Consider the following 19,961-nt stretch of genomic DNA (forward strand, 5'->3'; position numbering starts at 1 on the left):
CGAACGATGTCGTCCTCGCCGAGGTAGCTGCCGGACTGCACTTCGATCAGGTGCAGCGGCAGCTTGCCCGGATTCTCCAGGCGGTGCGTCATGCCGATCGGAATGTACGTGGACTCGTTCTCGGACAGCAGGGTGACGTTGTCGCCGCACGTGACGCGCGCCGTGCCCGACACGACGATCCAGTGCTCGGCGCGGTGGTGGTGCATCTGCAGCGACAGCTTTTCGCCCGGCTTGACGCAGATGCGCTTGACCTGGAAGCGCTCGCCCGCGTCGATGCCCTCGTAATAGCCCCACGGCCGGTATACCTTCGTGTGATACAGGTGTTCCGTGCGCTCGTTGCCCTTCAGGTGGTCGACGACGTTCTTGACGCGCTGCACCATGTCCTTGTGAGCGACGAGCACGGCGTCGTTCGTCTCCACGACGACGAGGTCCTTCACGCCCACGACGGCCACGATGCGGCTCTCGGCGCGCACGAGCGTGTTGCTCGTGCTGTCGAGGTAGACGTCGCCCCGCACCGCGTTGCCGTTGGCATCCTTGGCCTGCACGTCGGCCAGCGCCGACCACGAGCCGACGTCGCTCCAGCCGATGTCGGCCGCCACGACGACGCCGTCGCGCGTGTGTTCCATGACGGCGTAGTCGATCGAATCGGACGGGCTCGCGGCGAACGCGGCTTCGTTCAGGCGGCAGAAGTCCAGGTCGCTGTACGCCGCTTGCACGGCGGCGCCGGCGGCCTGGGCGATCGCCGGTGCGTGCTTGCCGATCTCGGCCAGGAAGCGGTCGGCGCGGAACATGAACATGCCGCTGTTCCAGTAGTAGCCGCCGTCGGCGACGAAGCCTTCGGCCGTGTTGCGGTCGGGCTTTTCGACGAAGCGCTCGAGCTTGTAGCAATCGTCGCAGGCCGGCAGCGGCTCGCCGCGGCGGATGTAGCCATAGCCCGTTTCCGGACCGCTCGGCACGATGCCGAACGTGGCCAGCGCGCCCTTCTCAACCTGGGCCGAGGCGCGCTCGACGGCGAGGCGGAACGCGTCGTTCTTTTCGATCACGTGGTCGGCCGGCAGCACGAGCATGACGGCGTCCGGATCCTGCGCGAGCAGGTATTGCGCGGCGGCCGCCACGGCCGGGGCCGTGTTGCGGCCCGCCGGCTCGAGCAGGATGCCGTGCGGCGTGACGCCGACGCCGCGCAGCTGCTCGGCCACGAGGAAGCGGTGCTCGTTGCCGCAGACGACCAGCGGCGCCATCAACCCAGGCCAGCCGCGGACCCGCAGCGCGGTTTCCTGCAGCATCGTCTTGTCCGTCACCAGCGGCAGCAACTGCTTGGGCATGACTGCCCGCGACAGCGGCCACAGGCGGGTACCGGCGCCGCCGGAGAGGATGACTGGATAGATTTTCATGCGTTGACTTTCTCGATTGTCTTGTCTGTATCTTCGGCTTGTTCTTTGCGCCGGCTGCGGCGGCGGTCGCGCGCGTTCAGCCATTCGGACGAGCCGTATTCGGACGAATGTTTCATCTCGCCGGCGCGGTCGATGCTGTAATCCTTGAACACGATCATTTCATGCAAGGCGACGTCGTTCAGCACGCGAGTGTACTCGAAAAGCACGCTGCGGACGATCTCGGCACCCTCGCAGATGTGGCTGCCGTGGCCGATCCACGTGGGGCCGATGATCGTCGCGCCGGCCTCGATCTTGACGCCGGAACCGATGTAGACGGGGCCCTTGATCGTCGTGCCCCGCCAGTCGATGCTCGTGTTCAAGCCGGTCCACAGGCCGGGCTCGATCTGGATGCCCGGCACGTCCATATGATTGACCTCACCCGTCAGCACGTTCTGCAGCACTTCCCAGTAATCGCTCACGCTGCCGATGTCCAGCCAGTTGAACGGCCGGCCCTGGGCATAGAACGGCATGCCCTTTTCGGCCAGCAGCGGGAACAGCTGGGAACCGATGTCGAACTCCACGCCCGACGGGATCAGGTCGATCACTTCCGGTTCGAAGAGGTAGATGCCCGTGCTGATGAAGTTCGACAGCGCGTCTTCCTGCTTCGGCTTTTCCTGGAACTGGGTGATGCGCCCGGTCTTGTCGGTCACGACGACGCCATAGCTCGACACCTTGTCCCACGGGACTTCCTTCGTGATGACGGACGCCATGGCCCCCTTGCGGCGATGTTCCGCCAGGGCCGCCTTGAGGTCGAGGTCGATCAGCGCGTCGCCGCACAGGACGATGGTCGTGTCGTCGAAGAAGCCGCCGAATTCCTGGATCTTCTTCATGCCGCCGGCCGAACCGATCGGCACCGCGACGACTTCGCCGTCTTCCTTCGTGTAGCCTTCGAAGGAATAGCCGATCTGGACGCCGAACTGCTCGCCCTCGCCGAAGTATTCCTCGATCTTTTCGTGCAGGTGGCTGACGTTCACCATGATTTCGGTCACGCCGTGCTTGCGCAGATGCTCGATCAGGTAGGCCATCACGGGCTTGCCCAGCACGGGGATCATCGGTTTCGGCAGGTCGTAGGTCAGCGGACGTACGCGCGTCCCTTTGCCTGCTGCAAGAATCATCGCTTTCATGGTTCGGTCCTCATACGTTTATTTTGGGGTCGTCTGGTAGCGCCAGGAGTCGGCGCACATTTGCGCGATGTCACGCTGTGCGCTCCATCCGAGTTCCTCGCGCGCCTTCGCCGGGTCGGCGTAGCACTTGGCGATGTCGCCGGGGCGGCGGTCCACGATCTGGTAAGGAATCGGCTTGCCGCAGGCTTTTTCGAAAGCGTGCACCATTTCCAGCACGCTGTTGCCGTTGCCGGTGCCGAGGTTGTACGTGTACAGGCCGGCGCCCTGCGCCAGCTTGTCCAGGGTCTTCACGTGGCCGATGGCCAGGTCGACGACGTGGATGTAGTCGCGCATGCCGGTGCCGTCCGGGGTCGGGTAGTCGCCGCCGTACACGGACAGTTTTTCGCGCTGGCCGTTGGCGACCTGGGCGATGTAGGGCACCAGGTTGTTGGGGATGCCGTTCGGCTCCTCGCCAATGAGGCCGCTTTCGTGGGCGCCGACCGGGTTGAAGTAGCGCAGCAGCGCGATGCGCCAGTCCGGCTCGGCCTTGAAGACGTCGCGCAGGATGTCTTCGATCATCAGCTTGCTGCGGCCATACGGATTGGTGGCCGACAGCGGAAAATCCTCCTTGATCGGCACCGAGGCCGGATCGCCGTACACCGTGGCCGATGACGAGAACACGACCGTCTTGCAGCCGAACTTGGCCATCGTCTCGAACAGCGCGACGCTGCCGTAGACGTTGTTGTCGTAGTAGCGCAGCGGCTGCGCCACCGATTCGCCGACCGCCTTCAGGCCGGCGAAGTGGATCACGGCATCGATCTTGTGCGCGGAAAACACGGCTTCCATGGCCGCGCGGTCGCGGATGTCGCCTTCGACGAACACGAACGGCTTGCCGGTGATCTTTTGCACGCGGTCCTGCACGGAACGCACGGCGTTGTACAGGTTGTCGTACACGACCACGTCATGGCCGGCGTTCTGCAGTTCCACGACCGTGTGCGAACCGATGTAACCCATGCCGCCAGTAACCAGAATTTTCATGAATGCTCTTCTTTCTCAAAAGATTGCTGCCGCCGTGACTCGGGTCCGGCGCGCATTATTGTTGCCGGCGCCAGCTCGATGCCGGCGCCATCCCTGTTTGGTGTTTTGGGGTACTGCTACCTCGGGGCGCTATCGAGCGCCCTTCAACTTCAACTCCTTGATGAACAGCCAGACGAAGGCCATGTCATCGATAAAATATCGCCGGAACATGCGGCGCGGCTCCTGCAGGAAACGGTAGAACCATTCCAGCCCGGACTTCTGCATCCAGAGCGGCGCGCGCTTGACGTGTCCGATCGCCACGTCGAAGGTCCCGCCCACGCCCATCGCGAACGGGACCTTCATCTCGGCCTGCCAGCGGCCGAGGAACTGCTCTTTTTTCGGCGAACTGATCGCCACGAACAACAAGTCGGGGCGCGCGGCGCGGATCTGTTCCACGACGTCCGCTTCTTCCGCCTCGCCCTTCCAGTAACCGTTGCGGTAGCCGGCCAGCACCAGGTTCGGATACCTGTGCCGGTACGTGGCCGCCACCTTGCTCACCACGTCCTCTTTGGCACCGAGCAGGAATACGCGCCAGCCTTTTTCGCCGGCGCGCCGCATCAGCGCCTCGAACAGGTCGCAGCCGGCGACCCGTTCCTTCAGCGGCCGGCCCAGCAGGCGCGACGCCCACACGACCGGCATGCCGTCCACGTTCACGAGCGCGCAGTCGTTGATGATCCGGCGCAGGTCCGGATCGCGGCTGGCCTTGACCAGCTTGTCGACGTTGACCACCACGTGTTGATGGGGCCGCCCGCTGTGGATGAAGCCCTCGACCGTCTGCAATGTCTCTTCCATCGTCAGGTTGTCGATGGAACACCCCATCAGCGTGATGCGCTCGTTCATGTGTCTACTCCATGAGTGTTACCCGCGGATTTCCTTCGTCAGGACGTCCACGATGCGTTCCGCCGCGCGGCCGTCCCACAGGTGCGGCCGGCGGCCCTGCTTGCCCTCGCCGCGCAGGATCTTGCGCGCCTCGAGCAGGATGGCGGCCGGATCCGTGCCGGCCAACACGTTCGACCCTTCGTCCACGGTGACGGGACGCTCCGTGTTCTCGCGGATCGTCACGCACGGCACGCCCAGCGCCGTCGTTTCTTCCTGCAGGCCGCCGCTGTCCGTCAGCACGACGGCCGCGTCCTTCCACAGGTTCAGGAACGCCATGTAGGCCTGCGGACCGGCCAGCGTGACGTTCGGGCCCAGGTCGATGCCGAATTTCTCGATGTTGGCGCGCGTGCGCGGATGCACGGGGAAGATCAGCGGCAGCTCCGCCGCGATCTCCTTCAGCGCGCCGGCGATGCGCGTGAACGTGGCCGCGTCGTCGACGTTGCTGGGACGGTGCAAGGTGACGACGCCGTAGCGCCGGCCGGCCGCCTGCTGCTGCGCCTTCCACGCGCTCGTCTCGAACGCGGACGTGTCGGCGTGCCCCAGCTTGTCGGCCTGGTACAGCACGTTGTCGACCATTACGTGGCCGACGTAGTGGATCGCGTCATCCTTCTTGCCTTCGCGGCGCAGGTGTTCGACGGCCGACGGTTCCGTGACGAAGAACCAGTCGGAGATGCTGTCCGTGACGAGGCGGTTGATTTCCTCGGGCATCGCCATGTCGAAGCTGCGCAGGCCGGCTTCCACGTGGGCGACGGGGATGTTCAGTTTCTTGGCGACGATCGAGCACGCGAGCGTGGAATTCACGTCGCCCACGACGAGCACGGCGTCCGGGCGCGTGGCGGTGCACAGTTCCTCGAAGCCGATCATGATCTTGGCCGTCTGCTGGGCGTGGCTGCCGCCGCCGGCGGCCATGAACACGTCCGGCTGCGGAATGCCGAGCTCTTCGAAGAACACGTCGTTCATCTCGCGGTCGTAGTGCTGGCCCGTGTGGATGATCTTGAACGCCGGCGCGTCCGGACGTGCCTGCAGCGCGCGCACGATCGGCGCGATCTTCATGAAATTGGGGCGGGCGCCTGCGACCAGATAGATGAGCATTTGAAACTATCCCTAATGTTTTATGGAAAAACGGTGTTAGAAAAACGTTATTGTAAACTTGCACTCGACCGGCACGGCGGACGATACAGTGCTGATCTTTAAAACATCGCACGGCTGCCTGCTTTCGTAGCTGCGCGAATACCAGCCGAGCGGCGGATTTTCATTGCCGCGCACCAGTTCCAGCTTGAGGTCCGCGCCGTGCGCCTGCATCTGCAGCGCGAAGCGCTTGCCGCGCACGTGCAGGCCGGCACTGTTCAGGCGGACGTCCAGGCCGGGCGCGAAATGCCAGAACAATTCGACCTGGTGGTGTTTCTTGGCCGCGATCTCGTCGCGCACGGTGAGCGTCGCGCCGGCGGCGTCGAACCGGACGCTGCGCATATGCCGCACGGGATCCGCCAGCCGCTCATAGCCGTCGTGCGAGCCGCGGAAATCGAATTCATGCGGCGACTGCGGCATGCGCTCGATGGTCGCCCGCGCCTTTTTCAGCCACATGAAGCGCCCGCCCGACACCGACTGGTCGAGCCCGTCGATGCGCACCGTGTTGTGCGCGGACGTGCCGCGGAAATAATCGCGCCACTTGTGTTCCTGCCAGTACGAATACGTGCCCGGGTCGACGAGGCATTCCTCGCCGCCGATGGACAGCGTGAGCGCCAGCGCGTCCGCGTGGCCGTGCGCGGCGATGCCGAGGTAGCCGAGCGGACCGCAATCGACCATGCCCTTGATTTCGTCGGCCTCGCCGAAATGCGAACCGAACAGCAGATAGCCGCCGTCCGGGAACGCCCAGCCCGTGTCCGACTCGTGCGGGGCCGCGTCAAGCCGCTTGCCGGGCAGCGCGTGCAGCAGCCAGCGCACGCCGGGGTGGCTCGGCTGCATGCGGCGCAGCACGGCGTCGCCCAGCGCCAGCAATTGCTCGGTGCGGTCGCTGCCGGGGGCATCGAGCCGGAACACGATGCCGTCGTCCGCGTCGCCCACCATCGGCACGTTGCCGGCCACGTCGCGCACGGAGCGGAGGAAACGCAGCGCGCGCAGCAACGCCGTCCAGTAACCGCGCGAGAACGGGTGATCGCAAGCCTGGCCCACGAGGCCCGCGACGAACAGGAATTCGCTTGAAAACACGTGGTAGGCGAACGCCTGCTCGCGGTTGACGCCGTCGCGCGAGAACTGGGCCTGCGCCTCGTGCTCCAGCTCGCGCCGCGCCTGTTCCAGCCACGCGCCCGACGTCTTCCAGCACGGCCAGATCGACGCCCCCACGTACAGCCCGGCCAGCTCGCCGATCAGGTGGTTGTTCGCGGACGAGTGGCGCGACAGGTGGCGCGCGATCGCGCTGCAATGGGCGTGGATCGCATCGAGCCAGTCGGCGCGCAGGCGCTGGCCTTCCTCGCCGGCGAACAGGCCGCTGCCCTCGCCGCCGACCAGCTGCCACACGAGGCCCCAGTTAATGAGGCGGATGCCCAGTTCCAGCGAGCTCGTCCAGTTGGGGCCGACGAGCGGCGGACACTGGTCGAGCCAGCTGCGCAACTGCGTCTGCAGCGCGTGCAGCCAGGCGACGTCGTTTGTCACGGCCCACGCCTGCGCGAGGCGCACGAGGTGCAGGTGGCGGTTCAGCTCCCACACGTGCTTGATGTCGCCGACCTGTTCGCGGTTCGTGATCGCGATGTCGCCCGCGTAGATGGCCGGCCCCATCACGCCGCTGTCCGGATCGCGGTTCCACACGGGCGGCATGCCGACGTCGAAGCGGCGGTTGGCGAACAGGACGACGTGGCCGGCGCAGATGCTGTCGGCGTCGGCCAGCAGCGCGTCCCGTTCCGCCTGCGCCAGCGTCGGGCTGCCCCGGACGTGGAACGTGCGGGCGCGCGGCAGCGGCGGCGCGGCGCGGGCGCGCAGGCGTTTCGCCACCCGCGTGACGGCCGCCTGCCGGATCCGGTAGCCGACCTCGGCCACGGACATGCAGCGCAAACGGTTGACCAGCCAGACCATCCCTGTCGCTTCGCTCATCGTCTTGTCCCCGCCAGTTCACGGTAGATCGCGGACAATTTCCCGCACACCACCTCGGTTGAGTATTGTTGTTCGATGGTTGCGCGCGCACGTTCCGCCAGCCGGTCGCGCAGGGCGGTATCGCCCAGGAGTCGTGCAAGCGCCCTGGCAAGCGCCTGTTCGTCGCGCGGCGGCACCAGGAGGCCATTGTCGCCGTCGCGCAGGGTTTCGGGAATGCCGCCGACGTGCGTCGCGACGACGGCCTTGCGCGCCGCCATCGCTTCGAGCATGGACATCGGCAGCCCTTCCGCGTGGGAAGGCAGGCAGAACACCGCCGCCTTGCGCAATTCGGCGTCGCGTTCGGCGGGACCGATCCAGCCGAGCAGCTCGATGCGCTCCGCGATGCCGAGCTCGGCCGCGCGGCGGCGCAAGTCCTGCGCATCGCCTTCGCCGCCGAACGCGAGGCGCAGCGGACTCGGCCCCCTCGTCTCGCGCACGACGCGCGCGCCCGCCTCGAGCAATTCGTGGATGCCCTTGGCCGCCTCCAGCCGGCCGAGGAACAACACCCGGCCGGGAATGGCGGCATCCTGCGCCGGCAGGTCCGGCAGCGGCACGGCATTCGGCACGACGGCCACGCGGGCGCGCGGCGCAAATGCGTGCACGAACTGGGCCCAGCCTTCGGACAGGGTGATCACGAGCGAGCTTGCCTCCAGCGTGTGGCGGATCCAGCGCCGCAGCAGGCCGCCCGCCTCCTCGGTGGCGAAGGTGCGAAACCCCCCGCCGTGCAGGTGAAAAATGGTCTTGCAGCCCGCCAGGCGGGCGATCAGGAGCACGAGCGACTTGCGCAGGAAGCTCGCGTGCGAGGCCGCGTGCACGTGGACGACGGCCGGACGCCCCCGCAAGCACGTGACGAGCGTCTGCCAGAACCCGGACAGCGCCCCGCGCGCCTTCACGAGCGGCGTGCCGTCGCGGTGGGTCGCGACATAGCGCACCGACTCGCGCTCGAACAATCCATGACGGCGCAACACGGAGACCACCGCCGCCACCCCGCCCCGGCCTTCGAGCGCGGTGCCGACCATCAGCACCCGTGGCGCCGGCGCCTTCACGCGTGTGCCCCTTCGGCGCTCGTCCCCATCTGTGCTGGTTGATCCAATGGTTGCGTCCTTATAAATAGGACAATATTTCGATAATACATCAACATGTTCCCGGCGTGCGCACGCTTCAACTGTCGATCGCGATGAATTCGAACTTGCCGTTCGGCCCGCGCGGAATCGCCGCCACCCGCTCGACGCGGACGTCCACGCCGGGCACGCGCAGCAGGAATTTGTCGATCAGCGCCCGTTCGTCCGCGTCCGAAAAGCCGTCGGCCGTCACGACGCGCAGCACGAATTCGCCGCCGCCGCGGTACAGCACCTGCCCTTCGACGAGATGCCGGTCGTGGCCCTGGAAGATGCGGTCCAGGCGCGCGATGATGCGGCCGTCCGGCAAGGTGACGATTTTTTCCTGGCGCCCGATCACGGCCTTGATCGTCGGGAACACCCGGCCGCACGGGCACGGCGTGCCGTCCGGAATCACGGTGTCGCCCGTGCGGTAGCGCACGAGCGGCATCGCGGCATTGTTCAGCGACGTGCCGACGAGCTCGCAGGCGTCGCCGTCCGCCTCGAGCAAGGCGACGCCGGAATAGTCCGTCAGCACGTGGTAACGGCCCTCCTCGCACGTGCCGATGGCGGCCACGCGCTCGGCCTGGCCGTACCAGTCGAACACGCGCACGCCGAACGCCTGCTCGACGGCCGCGCGCACGCCGGGCTCCAGCGTCTCGGACGACGTCATCACGCCGCGCAGGGCGCGTCCGCGATAGGTGCGGCCGGCCGCGTTCAGCCAGGCGGCCAGCGCCGCGATCGACGACGGGTACGCATGGATCACGACGGGATCGAAGCGCTCCAGTTCGGCTACGTAGCGGCCGATCGTGTCGTTCGACAGGTGGTACGAGGACATCATGAGCATATTGCCCACCCAGTCGCGGCACCAGTAGCGGCCGTCGGCCGGGTGGTCGGCGCAGACGATGTCGCCGCGGATCCACGCGCGCCGCTGGCCGTGGCGCCAGCCGATCCAGCGCAGCTGGCGGTAGACGAAGCCCTCCTCGCGCACGAGGTTGCCCAGCGACTGGACGATGGTCAGCGGGGAGCCCGACGTGCCGCTCGTCTTGATCGTCGTGCGGATCCACGAGCCGGGACCGCGCGGCCGCACGAGTTTTTCCGGATCGCGGCGCACGTCGGCCTTCGTGAGCATCGGACTGCCGGGAGCCAGGCGCGCAAGCGCCGTGCCGTCGCCGTCGAGCGGCACGCCGACCCGGCGGGCCCGCCGCGCGACGTAGGCGGCCAGCGCCTCGCGCGAGCGTTCGTTCGCGACCAGGCCCGGATACACGAAGCGCCGGCCCCAGACGTTGCGGACCAGGTCGCGCACGAGCGAACGCAGCGAGCACTTCAGCGAATAGGTCCACGTCGACATGCCTAGCGCGACTCCGTCAGGATTCTTTTATAAGTTTCTGCAACATTGTTGCCTAGAATATCATACGTGCGGTGGCTCGTTACGTACGGTGGCCCACGTAACGCGAACTCTGCCGCAAGCGCGCCGTCATTTAACAATTGCAGCACAGCATCGGCGAACGGCCCCGCCTCCATCGGCACGCACAGGCCGGCCCCGCTTTCCGCGATGACCAGTTTCTGGTCGGGAATATCGTTGGCGACACTGGGAATGCCGAGCGCCAGGTATTCGACGAGTTTCGTGGGCGACGACACGTCGAATAGGGTGCCGCGCGGAATCGGCGACAAGCCCACCTCGGCCCGCACCGCATAGCCGAGCGCCGTGCGCTGGGGCAGCCAGCCCGTCAGCAGCACGTGGTCGCCGAGGCCCCGTGCATCGATTTCGCGGCGCATCCACGCCATCTCGTCGTCGGACGGGGCGTCGCCGGCGATCACGAGCAAGACCTGCGGATCGCGCGCCCGCAGTTTCTCGGCCACGTCGAGCAGGAAGTCGGACCGGCGCGAGCGGGCGATGCGTCCCAGGTAGAGCACGACGCGGCGGCCGTCCAGCCGGGGGTCGGCCACGGGCTCCACGCCGGCGCGGTCGAACAGGCGGGCGTCGACGCCCATCGGCACCGCCGTCATCCGGGCGCGGTCGAAGCCTTTCGCGGCCAGCCAGTCGGCCATGGCGTCGCTCTGCACGAACACGTGGCGCGCGCCGGGCAGCACGATGCGGTAGATGGCCAGGCGCGACGCCCAGGCCCGCAGCGCGTGCCCCAGCCACTTGAGGCCGCGGCCGTGGCGCGCGATGTCGTCGCGCCGGACCTCGAAGCCTTCCACGATGGGGAACGACATCCAGTAGATGAACGGCACGCGCAGCAGCGCGGCCGCGGCGCGTCCCAGCACGCCGCTGGCGATCTTGTCGCGCACCTGGATGCAGTCGGGGCGGCCGTGGCGCAGCGCGCGCACGAGGCCCAGCAAGTCCCACAGGGGCGCGCACACGCTGGCGAAGCGGCTGCGCAGCGAGCCGACGACGTGCATGCCGCCGGCCGGCCACGGCGACGCGTCGCCGCTGCCGCCCTGCCCCACCAGTTCGGTGGCCACGCCGTGGCGCGGCATCTCGGTGCCGAACAGGGTGCGCACGTCGGCGCGGATGGGCGGCAACGGGTCGCGCACGACGAACAGGATGGAACGGGACGAGGACAGTCTGCGCATGGGTTCCTTGTCGTATGAACAACGCATGGAACCGATTCTAACTTACTCGGCAGCGCACACAATTGCGTGAATCTTAAGGCTCAGCCGGCGCGCAGGGCCTGCAGGCGCGGCACCAGGGCGGCGCTGGCCGCGCTGTCGATCTTGCGGCAGAAATGGGCGGTTGATGCGGCGATGCGCTCGAAGTCGCCCTCGTCCAGGATCTTCGGGTTGCGGGCGCCGTGCTCGGGCCACTGGACGTAGCGGAAGTTCTGGCCCAGCACCCGGCCGGAGAACGGCGAATTCATCACGAGCGTCTGGAAGAACATCTCGTCCGGACAGGCGCAGCGGCGAAAAAAACGCACGAGGCTCGGGTCGCGCGCGACGCGCGCGAGGATGTCACGCACGCACGCCTGCGACAGCGCCCACCACGACGAGCCGCCGTACGGCCGCATCCCGCCGGGCAGGCGGCGCGCGACGCCCACGGCGCGCATGGCGCGGTTGGCGACGCGGCAGGCCAGGCGCGCCAGCGGCGGACCTTCGCCGCGGTGGAAATACTGGTAGCGGAAACCGGCCGCCCACTCGCCCGGCCCGGCGCCGATGGCGACGGTGTCGAGCAGTTCGTGGCCGGCGTGCGCCGCCAGCGCTTCCTTGAGGCGCGCGTTCGACAGCAAGGGAAAATCCTGGGCGCTGAGGAAGATCACCTTGTCGAATTCCGGAACCTCGGCCACGATCTGTTCCAGCGAATTGAGCACGGCCTGCACCTGGCTGAACGTGCCCCAGTGGACGTCGACGCGGCGCTTCACCTGGCGCGCGAACGGGTGCACGGCGCGTGGCTCGAGCGCGCACTTGCGGTCGAGGTTCACGTAGACGAGAAAATCGTCGTCGCGCAGCTGTTCCACCAGCGCATTGAGCTGGTCCAGGTCCTTGTGGGCTTGGATCAGGAACACCTGTGTCGTCATCGTCGCGGGAAAAAAGAATTCCGCTGGCGCGGAAAAAAAACAAGTCCTCCGCGGGCGCGAGCCCGGGAGGACCTGGCGCCAGCGCGCCGAGTGTAGCACGGCGCGCGGCGATCTCCGGCGACGATACGCCGATCAGTTCAGGTTCACGGTTTGCGAACCGACGGTGAGGGTGCGCGTCGAGCCCGAGGTCGTGATCTTGGTGGCCGGACGCTTGCAGCCGACGTCCAGCAGGACGAGGAACTCCGCCACCGACTTGCCGTCGTTCTTGAGGTAGAACGCGCCGTGGTCTTCGGTCACGCCGGACTTGGGCGCCGGACCGGTCCACTTGGCGAACGGGGCGTTGCCGTTCAGGTCGCGCAGGCACACGGACTGGCCGCCGGCCGCGATCTTCACGCTGGACGGGCTTTCGACCGTCATGACCACCGGCGCGTGGATGTTCCACTCGTAGGTGTGCGCCACCACGGCTTGCAGCTTGTCGCGCACCACCATCGCGTTCTGGCTGTGCAGATACCAGATCTGGCGCTTGGCCATCGTCAGCTGGCCGCCATAGGACGGGGTCGCGTCGCCTTCGGCATAGTCGTAGGTCGACTGGGCCGAGAAGCCGGTGATGCGGCCGTCGTGCTGCAACTGCTCGCGGTAGCCGCTGACCACCTGGCCGATGCCGCCGTCGAACGTCACCGCGTTCTGCGACCGGGTCTGGTGATACCAGTCGGTCCACAGCGGCGAACCGTACCAGTCGTACCAGCCGGCCTTGACCAGCAGCGGCTGGCCGGCCACCGACAGCAGCAGGCCGTTCTGGTCGCCGTGGCTGTGGTTGAACGAGCCGTACGGGCTGGACTTGAAGAAGAACGACGTGCGTCCCGTCGAGCCGATGTCGCTATGGATCGCCACCCAGCCGGTGCTCGGGTAGTAGGCCGAATTCGACGGCGGGATCTTCAGCGTGGTGCCGGCCACCGGCATCGGATACGGCGCCTGCACGACGGACAGCGAATCCTCGATGCCCGGCAGGTTCGCCACGTACCAGGCGGCGCGCGGCGACACCATGCGGTTCGCGAACGCGCGGAACACGCGCGGATCCGGCTTGGTCTCGGAACCGTCGCCGAAGGCATGCACCTTGGCGCCCGGCGGCGTGAATTCGGTCGCGAAGTCGAGGAAGCCCAGGGTCCACGGCTTGGCGTACATGTTCACGCCGGTCGCCTGGACGATCGGATCCCACAGGGCCGTCATGTAGCCGGCCGCGTACTCGGCGTAGGCCGTGCCGTTGGCGTAGCCGCCTTCCGAACCCGACCACGGCGACGGCGTGTTCACGTAGGCACGGAACGTGAAGTCGAACCACGTCTGCGCTTCCGGGATGTCGCCCAGGGCCAGCGTCGAGATCAGCGCCATGTAGATCATCAGCGTGTTGCCGTGCGAGTCGAACGGGTACTGGTCCAGGCGGCCGTTGTCGCCCGAAATATAGCCGAACATCTCGGTCACGCGCGTCTTGGCGACGGCGAGCCACTTGGCCTTGCGGGTCGCATCCAGGTCGCCGGCCAGCAGGTCGGCACCCTTGAGCAGTTCCAGCGCGATCTGGCGCGTGGCCTGGTCCTGGTTGGCATAGCTGGTGGGACCGGACGGGTTCAGCGACGCCAGCTGGTCACCGCGCTTGATCGCTTCGTTCAGGAACATCGGATCCTTCTTCAGGCGCCACAGGAGAGCGGCCGCTTCCAGCTGGCGCGTCGATTCGTTGATGCGGTTGCGCACGTCGGTCTGCTGCGCCGCCATCTGCGCCGTCAGCGGCGCCGAGATCACGATGGGCCAGCGCGCGTCCGACAGGTCGGGCAGCGCGGTCATCTGCAGCTTGACTTCGTTGATCAGGCGGCTGACGTACGGATCCAGTTCGTTCTTCCTGGTCGTGCTCCAGGTCGAGTACGGGGTGAACGTCGGACCCAGCGAACGGGGACGCGCCTTGGCCAGGATGCGTGCACGCAAGGTGGCGTTGTCGGGCACTTCGAACGTGGTCGAGCGGCTCGTGATCGCGAAGGCACGCGGGCTCGACCAGTCGGTGGAACCGGCCGGACGCACGCGCCACGTGTAGTTGCCCAGAGCGAGGGCCTTGGTCGGCAGATACCAGTTGCGGTCGACCGTCGCCTTCACCGGCGTGCCGCCCACCGGGGTGATCTCGATTTCATAGCTGGCCGGGCCCGTCGAGTAACGCGCCCAGGCGAAACCCGGCGGGTTCTGCGCCTGCACGGCGCCGTTGGCTGGGCTGGGCTGGACGACGAGAGGATCGGTGGATTGGGCCCAGTCGGCGCGCGCGCTGAACGACACCAGCAGCGACGACAGTGCAGCAATGGCGACGATGCCCTTCCGATGAAATTTCATGTAATGCTCCGAGAAATATTAACTGGACGACCAGGGATTCAGTCCACGATGAAATGCCAGGCCCGATTTGCTTTGAAGCGCACGAAGAAACAAATGAGCGCTGTTCGATAGGAGAAATAGTACCGCAAATAAATTTATTTGCGGAAAAATCCCCTTAGAAATCAAAGATTTTTCGCGTGCACCCCACAAAATCCCGCGTCCCCATACCCCCTTATCAACAGTAATATTTCCAGGCAAATAAAAGCCGTTTTTTAACAGAAAAGACTATTTGAAAACTGTGCAAACAATTCGGCAAAGTTTATCGAATCGCCATCGTGATAATGGCTTCGACAACTTTGCCGATTAATTAATTCCAAACAAACATTACGATTGCATTACATGACGACGGGCCGCTCAATGCGCGGCCGCGGGCAGCCCCGCATGCGCCGCCTCGGCGCGCAGCGCGCGCATGCGCTTGAGGTAGCGCAGGCAATAGATGCCGAAGGCGAGCGGCGCCTGCTTCAGGTAGCGGCGGCGCACCTGGAACTCTTCCCGCCGCGCCTTGATCTTGTTGGCGGACGAGACGCTGCCCGCGTGGTCGCGGAACACGGTCAGCGGACGGTCGACGGTGGCCGGCCGCGCCACCCGGCCCAGCCGCAGCCACAGGTCGATGTCCATCGCGTACTTGAGCGTTTCGTCGAACATGCCCACGCGGCCGAACGCGCTCCTGCGGATGAAAACGGCCGGATGCGGCACGGACGCCCGCCCCGCGGCGAACGCGTGATAGCTGAACGGCACCAATCGGTACGGCGGAATCAGCTGGCCGTCCTTGAGGACCTGCACCGTGCCGAACACCCAGTCCACGCGCTCGCTCGCGAAGCGTGCGGCGACCGTCTCCAGCACGTCGTCGGCGGCGTAGTAATCGTCCGAATGCAGGTGCGCCACATATTCGCCCGTCGCGGCTTCGATGCCCTGGTTCATGGCGCGGCTGATGCCCCCGCCCACGTCGCGCAGCACGCGCTTGCGGCCCGGATAGGCGGCGATCATGTCCAGCGTGCCGTCGGTGGAACCGCCGTCGACGAAGATGTGCTCGACGTCCTGGCACGTCTGGCGTTGTACGGACGCGAGGGTGTCGGCCAGCGTCGCCGCGCTGTTCCAGGTGCAGGTGATGATCGAGAAGGTCGGTTTGTTCATCGTTCACTCGTGATAGAAGTCCAGGATCTGGGGAATGGCGTGGAACACGTCCATCGGGAAGGCATCCGGAAGCGGCACCGTCGCTGGCGCGCGGTCCAGGATGTGGGCCAGCCGCTCCACGAGCCGCGGCATGGTCTCGGCCAGTTGCAGCTGGCCGTCGTAATACTGGTAGGCCGCCAGTTCCGGCGTGCCGCCGCGCGCCAGCGCCACGCAGGGCTTGCCCAGGGCAAGGGCCTCCAGCACGGTCGTGGAACACGCTTCCTCGCACACCGAGGGCACGACCAGCACGTGGCTGCGCGCCGACATCCGGATCACCTCCTCGTACGGCTGCCAGCCGACGAAGCGCACCTGGGGGCCGGCGAAGCGCTGTTCGAGCTGGGCGCGCAGCGGTCCGTCGCCGACGATGGTCACCCTGGCATGCTGCGGCAGCCAGCCCTGGGCCTGGAGCAGGAATTCGCCGAAGCCCTTGCCCGCGTCGACGCGCCCCACCAGCAGGACCTCGCCCGCCTTCGCCTCGCCCGCCGCGGCTGCCTGCTCGCGCAGCAGCGGATAGCGGATGAAGTTGTGGATCACGCGTGCGCGCGACAGGTCGGCGTCGGGCACGGCGCGCAGGAAGGCGCGGCGCAGGAAGTCGGACACGAACACCGTCTTGTGGCGCGCGAAGGCCTCGGCCGCTTCCGACCGGTAGCGCCCCACCGCGAGGCCGGACACGGCGCGGCGCAGCGAATTGGGCGACGGATGGATGCAGGCCGCGCAATCGCGCACGTCGCGCGTGTCGCACACGTGCTCGTCCTTGAAGCGCAGGTGCGTGACGCACTCGCTGCCCTGGTCGTGCCGGGTCTGGACGAAGTTCACGGCGGACGGCACGTAGCGCCCCGCCATCGGCAGGTGGCCGTGGTAGTGCACGACGTCGTACCTGGCGGCCTCGCGCATCAGCGCGCGCGCCACGCGCCGCGCGAACACCGGACGCTTGACGGGGTTGAAGAAGCCGAGCTGGGATTCTTTCCAGCCGGGGCGCGCAAAGGCGAAGCCGGGCAGCAGCCGCCCGCGAAAACCGATGTCGTCGGCGCTGCCCGCATGGAAGCGGTCGCTGCGTCCCATGATGTCGACGTCGTGCCCCTGTTCGAGCAGGGCATTCGACAGCGTGACCACATGCTTGCCCAGGCCGCCGATCTGGCTGCCCGGCAAATCCTCCGAAACCATCAGGATTTTCAAACCGTTTTCCTCATCGACAACAAGCCTTTTACGCGCGACCAGGCCAGGTCCTTGTCATCCTTTTCGATCACGAACAGCGCGCCGTACGCGAACAGCAGCGCCATCGTCAGCAAGACCAGCAGCACGAGATCGAGCGGGCCGCCGTCGAGCAGGCGGTTGCCCGCTTGCGCGGCGAGCGCCACCACGCCCACCCCGAGCACGCTGGGCGAATACGACCGCTGCAGCAGGTCGCGCAGCTGCGCCGGCACCGTGCGCCCATGCACGGCCACGAGGAAGGCGCAGGTCAGCAGGACGGACGCGATCAGGTGCCCCCACGCCGCGCCCTCGATGCCCCAGCCGGCCACGCCCAGGTAGACGACCAGCAGCCCGAACGCGGCCCGCGCCAGCGCGAACGTGCCGGACAGGCGCGGATGGCCCATGCCGTCGTTCACGAGCGACGGCAGGCTCGTCAGCGAGTCGATGAATTGCGACAGGGCCATCACGGACAGCACGACCTGCCCCGCCCGCGCGAACTGCGGGTTCATCCAGTAATACAGGATCTGGTAGGAAAACACGGCGACGAGCACGAGCACGGAAGCGTTGATGAACACGACATACCGGCTGGCCTTGAGATAGAGCTGCTTCAGGCGCTCCAGCTCGCCGCGCGCCGCCAGCGCGCTCGCGGCCGGAAAGAAGACGCCGGACAGGCGGTACGTGAGGCTCAGGATGCGGTTCGCGAGCGTGGACGCGACGGTGAAGTACGCCAGGCCCGTCACGCCGACGAGCGCGCCGATGATCAGCTTGTCGGCATAGGCGTACGACAGGCTCGCGAAGCGGCTCAGGAAGGAGTACGCGGAAAATCCCAGCAGCTCGCGGCGGATCGTGGCGCCCGGCCGGCGGTAGCGCAGTGCCGGCAGCAGGTGGCGGATGCAGCGCCACAACACGGCGCAATTGATCGCGCTGGTGATTACGCGCAGCAGGATCACTTCGAACAACCCGTACCCCAGCATCAGCACGGCGACCGTCAGCAGCGGCACGCAGGTGCCGAACACCATTTCGATGCGGCTCGCGATGTCGTAGCGCATCAGCGATTGGGGCACGCTCTGCAGATAGCTTTGCAACTGGCCGACGAAAAAGCCGAGCGCCGCCAGCCTCAAGGTGGCGACCGCCTCGTGCTCGAGCGCGTGCGGCACGGAAAACACGCGCGTGACGAAAAAGTGCGCGCCGAAGAACAGGCCGAGTCCGCCGACGAGGCCCAGCAGCGCGTACACGGACAGGCCGAAGAACACCGTCTCGTCGATCCGTTCCTGGTCGCGGTGTGCATTGAATTCCGCGATGTATTTGACGGAGCCGGCCGTGACGTTGATGTCGATGACGGCGAAATAGCCGACGATCGCCGTCACGAGCGAATACACGCCGTAGCTGGCATCGCCCAGGCCCTTGACGACGAGCGGCACGGTGCCCAGCGCCACCAGCGCGGGGATCACGGCGCCGAGCAGGTTCGAGAAGGCATTGCGGACGAGGCTCAGGTTCATACGTGCGCCGGCACCAGGTTGACGTGGCGGCGCTTCGCGGCCGGGACCGGCTGCACGGCCGGCTGGTCGCGGAACGCGGCCATCGCCACGTAGGGCAGCGCCAGGCAGATCGCCAGCATCTGCGTCGTCCTCACCTGGGGGAACGGCGTGCCGACGAGCAAATCCGGCAACATGAAGGCGAGGCCCGCGGCACCGGCCGTCGCCAGACCCAGCAGTTCCGGCGGCAACGTGCGCAGCGCGCGCCGCGCGAAGCGGGTGAACACCCAGATCGTCCCGCCCAAGAGGATCAGGCCGGGCAGGCCCGCCTTGAGGGCGATGTGCAGCACGCCGCTGTGCAGGAACAGGCCGCCGTCCTGGCCGGTCTGCCACGAGATCTGCTGGTAGCCCGTATAGCGGCCCCACGACCCGATGCCCGTGAGCGGATGGGAAATGAAGTCGCCCAGCGCGAGTTTCAGTTCGAGCACGCGTTCGCTCTGGGCGCCGAAGCGGTGCGATTCCATGTCGTAGAACAGGCTGGACAGCCCCTTGCCCGCGCCCTTCGTGTGCCCCAGCCGGCGGATCGCCGCATACAGCAAGCCCGCGCCCATCACGGGGGCGCCGAGCGCCAGCATGTGGATGCGGCGCTGCAGCGGGAAGCGCATCATGATGATGAGGAAGGCCAGCACGAAGCCGATCCACGCGCTGCGGCGGTAGGACAGCACGATGCAGGCGGCCGTCGCGCACAAGGTGGCCCAGTCGATGGCCGTCCAGAACAGCGAGCGCTTGTTCTTGACGACCTGGAACAGGTTGACGGCGGCGATGGCGAACGCGATCGTGCACAGCATGCTGTCGTTGATGTCGAAGAACGTCAGCTTGATCTTGATGTCGTTCATGTTCGCATACACGTTGTTCGGGTCGCCGCCGAGGAAGGCCCAGCGCGCGAGGCCGAACATGGCGCGTCCGAGGCCCGCCAGCATGATGAAGCGCGACAGCTCGATCGCATGCTCGCGGATGCGGAACGACAGCAGCATCAGCGAGACGAGCGGCGCCATCCAGATGATGTTGGAAAACCCGGACGGCGCCAGCGCCTCCGCCAGCGTGACGTTGGAAAACAGCGCCACCGCCACGTGGCCGCCCAGCAGCAGGAACCAGGCGAGGAACCAGGGCCGCAGGTTGCACGGCGGCGCCGGATAGCGCTGGAAGCTGGCGGACACGCGCGCGCAGCACCAGGCGCCGGCCATGCACCACAGCAGCAGCGGAAAGAACAGCACGCCCGAACCGCGGCTGTACACGCCGGGCGTGGCGAACGCCGCCAGCGAACCGTAGCTCGTCGAGTTGCGGAAGAAGAACACGGCGATGTAGATGTAGGCGAGGAAGCGCGGCCACACCATCCCGACGCCCATCCCGACCACGGCCAGCACCGCCAGCAGCGCGACGACGACGAACGGAAGCGAGGTGTAGATATAGAAGAGAAAATTCTGCATTG

15 protein-coding genes are annotated in these 19,961 nt (G+C 66.8%); all 15 read right to left on the reverse strand.

The window, feature by feature from the left end; translation table 11 throughout:
* Window positions 1-1,391 (reverse strand): mannose-1-phosphate guanylyltransferase/mannose-6-phosphate isomerase (locus tag ISF28_RS16570; protein WP_198118285.1); only part of this gene is annotated, 1,391 nt, incomplete at its 3' end.
* Window positions 1,388-2,554, reverse strand: a complete 1,167-nt coding sequence (locus ISF28_RS16575) for a nucleotidyltransferase family protein (protein ID WP_198118286.1) — start codon at window positions 2,552-2,554, stop codon at window positions 1,388-1,390. The genes ISF28_RS16575 and ISF28_RS16570, both read right to left, overlap by 4 nt.
* Window positions 2,555-2,572: 18 nt before the next feature.
* Window positions 2,573-3,571, reverse strand: coding sequence for a UDP-glucose 4-epimerase GalE (gene galE, locus ISF28_RS16580; RefSeq protein WP_198118287.1), 999 nt, complete (start codon window positions 3,569-3,571; stop codon window positions 2,573-2,575).
* A gap of 129 nt (window positions 3,572-3,700) precedes the next feature.
* Window positions 3,701-4,450: a WecB/TagA/CpsF family glycosyltransferase gene (locus ISF28_RS16585; protein WP_198118288.1), complete on the reverse strand. Its 750-nt coding sequence runs from the start codon at window positions 4,448-4,450 to the stop codon at window positions 3,701-3,703.
* 18 nt (window positions 4,451-4,468) lie between these two features.
* Window positions 4,469-5,581 carry a non-hydrolyzing UDP-N-acetylglucosamine 2-epimerase gene (gene wecB / locus ISF28_RS16590; protein ID WP_198118289.1) on the reverse strand — a complete coding sequence of 371 codons (1,113 nt, stop codon included), beginning with the start codon at window positions 5,579-5,581 and terminating at the stop codon, window positions 4,469-4,471.
* Window positions 5,582-5,617: 36 nt separating this feature from the next.
* Window positions 5,618-7,576, reverse strand: coding sequence for a heparinase II/III family protein (locus tag ISF28_RS16595; protein ID WP_229519147.1), 1,959 nt, complete (start codon window positions 7,574-7,576; stop codon window positions 5,618-5,620).
* A complete protein-coding gene (locus ISF28_RS16600) occupies window positions 7,573-8,661 on the reverse strand; it encodes a glycosyltransferase family 4 protein (protein WP_370663451.1) in 1,089 nt (362 codons plus the stop codon). The genes ISF28_RS16595 and ISF28_RS16600 overlap by 4 nt, the downstream gene beginning before the upstream one ends.
* Before the next feature lie 115 nt (window positions 8,662-8,776).
* Entirely contained in the window at window positions 8,777-10,063 is a 1,287-nt protein-coding gene (locus ISF28_RS16605) for a phenylacetate--CoA ligase family protein (protein ID WP_198118290.1), read from the reverse strand.
* 2 nt (window positions 10,064-10,065) lie between these two features.
* Complete coding sequence (locus ISF28_RS16610) at window positions 10,066-11,292, reverse strand: glycosyltransferase (protein ID WP_198118291.1); 1,227 nt, start codon at window positions 11,290-11,292, stop codon at window positions 10,066-10,068.
* Window positions 11,293-11,372: 80 nt separating this feature from the next.
* Window positions 11,373-12,218: a beta-1,6-N-acetylglucosaminyltransferase gene (locus ISF28_RS16615; RefSeq protein ID WP_370663452.1), complete on the reverse strand. Its 846-nt coding sequence runs from the start codon at window positions 12,216-12,218 to the stop codon at window positions 11,373-11,375.
* Between the two features lie 144 nt (window positions 12,219-12,362).
* Window positions 12,363-14,594 carry a heparinase II/III domain-containing protein gene (locus tag ISF28_RS16620; RefSeq protein ID WP_198118293.1) on the reverse strand — a complete coding sequence of 744 codons (2,232 nt, stop codon included), beginning with the start codon at window positions 14,592-14,594 and terminating at the stop codon, window positions 12,363-12,365.
* Window positions 14,595-14,987: 393 nt separating this feature from the next.
* Complete coding sequence (locus tag ISF28_RS16625) at window positions 14,988-15,767, reverse strand: glycosyltransferase family 2 protein (RefSeq protein WP_198118294.1); 780 nt, start codon at window positions 15,765-15,767, stop codon at window positions 14,988-14,990.
* Window positions 15,768-15,770: 3 nt separating this feature from the next.
* Entirely contained in the window at window positions 15,771-16,982 is a 1,212-nt protein-coding gene (locus ISF28_RS16630; protein ID WP_229519148.1) for a glycosyltransferase family 4 protein, read from the reverse strand.
* Window positions 16,979-18,496: an oligosaccharide flippase family protein gene (locus ISF28_RS16635; protein WP_198118295.1), complete on the reverse strand. Its 1,518-nt coding sequence runs from the start codon at window positions 18,494-18,496 to the stop codon at window positions 16,979-16,981. Before ISF28_RS16635 ends, ISF28_RS16630 begins: the two co-directional genes overlap by 4 nt.
* Complete coding sequence (locus ISF28_RS16640) at window positions 18,493-19,959, reverse strand: O-antigen ligase family protein (RefSeq protein WP_198118296.1); 1,467 nt, start codon at window positions 19,957-19,959, stop codon at window positions 18,493-18,495. The genes ISF28_RS16635 and ISF28_RS16640 overlap by 4 nt, the downstream gene beginning before the upstream one ends.
* Between the last annotated feature and the right edge of the window lie 2 nt (window positions 19,960-19,961).

Source organism: Massilia rhizosphaerae (genome assembly GCF_016093545.1).
Classification (GTDB): domain Bacteria; phylum Pseudomonadota; class Gammaproteobacteria; order Burkholderiales; family Burkholderiaceae_D; genus Telluria; species Telluria rhizosphaerae.

What these genes read in the sequence shown, in the direction of transcription:
- ISF28_RS16575 (WP_198118286.1), bottom strand. Translation starts at nt 2,554, where the DNA reads ATGAAAGCGATGATTCTTGCAGCAGGCAAAGGGACGCGCGTACGTCCG.
- galE (WP_198118287.1), bottom strand. Translation starts at nt 3,571, where the DNA reads ATGAAAATTCTGGTTACTGGCGGCATGGGTTACATCGGTTCGCACACG.
- ISF28_RS16585 (WP_198118288.1), bottom strand. Translation starts at nt 4,450, where the DNA reads ATGAACGAGCGCATCACGCTGATGGGGTGTTCCATCGACAACCTGACG.
- wecB (WP_198118289.1), bottom strand. Translation starts at nt 5,581, where the DNA reads ATGCTCATCTATCTGGTCGCAGGCGCCCGCCCCAATTTCATGAAGATC.
- ISF28_RS16595 (WP_229519147.1), bottom strand. Translation starts at nt 7,576, where the DNA reads ATGAGCGAAGCGACAGGGATGGTCTGGCTGGTCAACCGTTTGCGCTGC.
- ISF28_RS16605 (WP_198118290.1), bottom strand. Translation starts at nt 10,063, where the DNA reads ATGTCGACGTGGACCTATTCGCTGAAGTGCTCGCTGCGTTCGCTCGTG.
- ISF28_RS16610 (WP_198118291.1), bottom strand. Translation starts at nt 11,292, where the DNA reads ATGCGCAGACTGTCCTCGTCCCGTTCCATCCTGTTCGTCGTGCGCGAC.
- ISF28_RS16620 (WP_198118293.1), bottom strand. Translation starts at nt 14,594, where the DNA reads ATGAAATTTCATCGGAAGGGCATCGTCGCCATTGCTGCACTGTCGTCG.
- ISF28_RS16625 (WP_198118294.1), bottom strand. Translation starts at nt 15,767, where the DNA reads ATGAACAAACCGACCTTCTCGATCATCACCTGCACCTGGAACAGCGCG.
- ISF28_RS16635 (WP_198118295.1), bottom strand. Translation starts at nt 18,496, where the DNA reads ATGAACCTGAGCCTCGTCCGCAATGCCTTCTCGAACCTGCTCGGCGCC.
- ISF28_RS16640 (WP_198118296.1), bottom strand. Translation starts at nt 19,959, where the DNA reads ATGCAGAATTTTCTCTTCTATATCTACACCTCGCTTCCGTTCGTCGTC.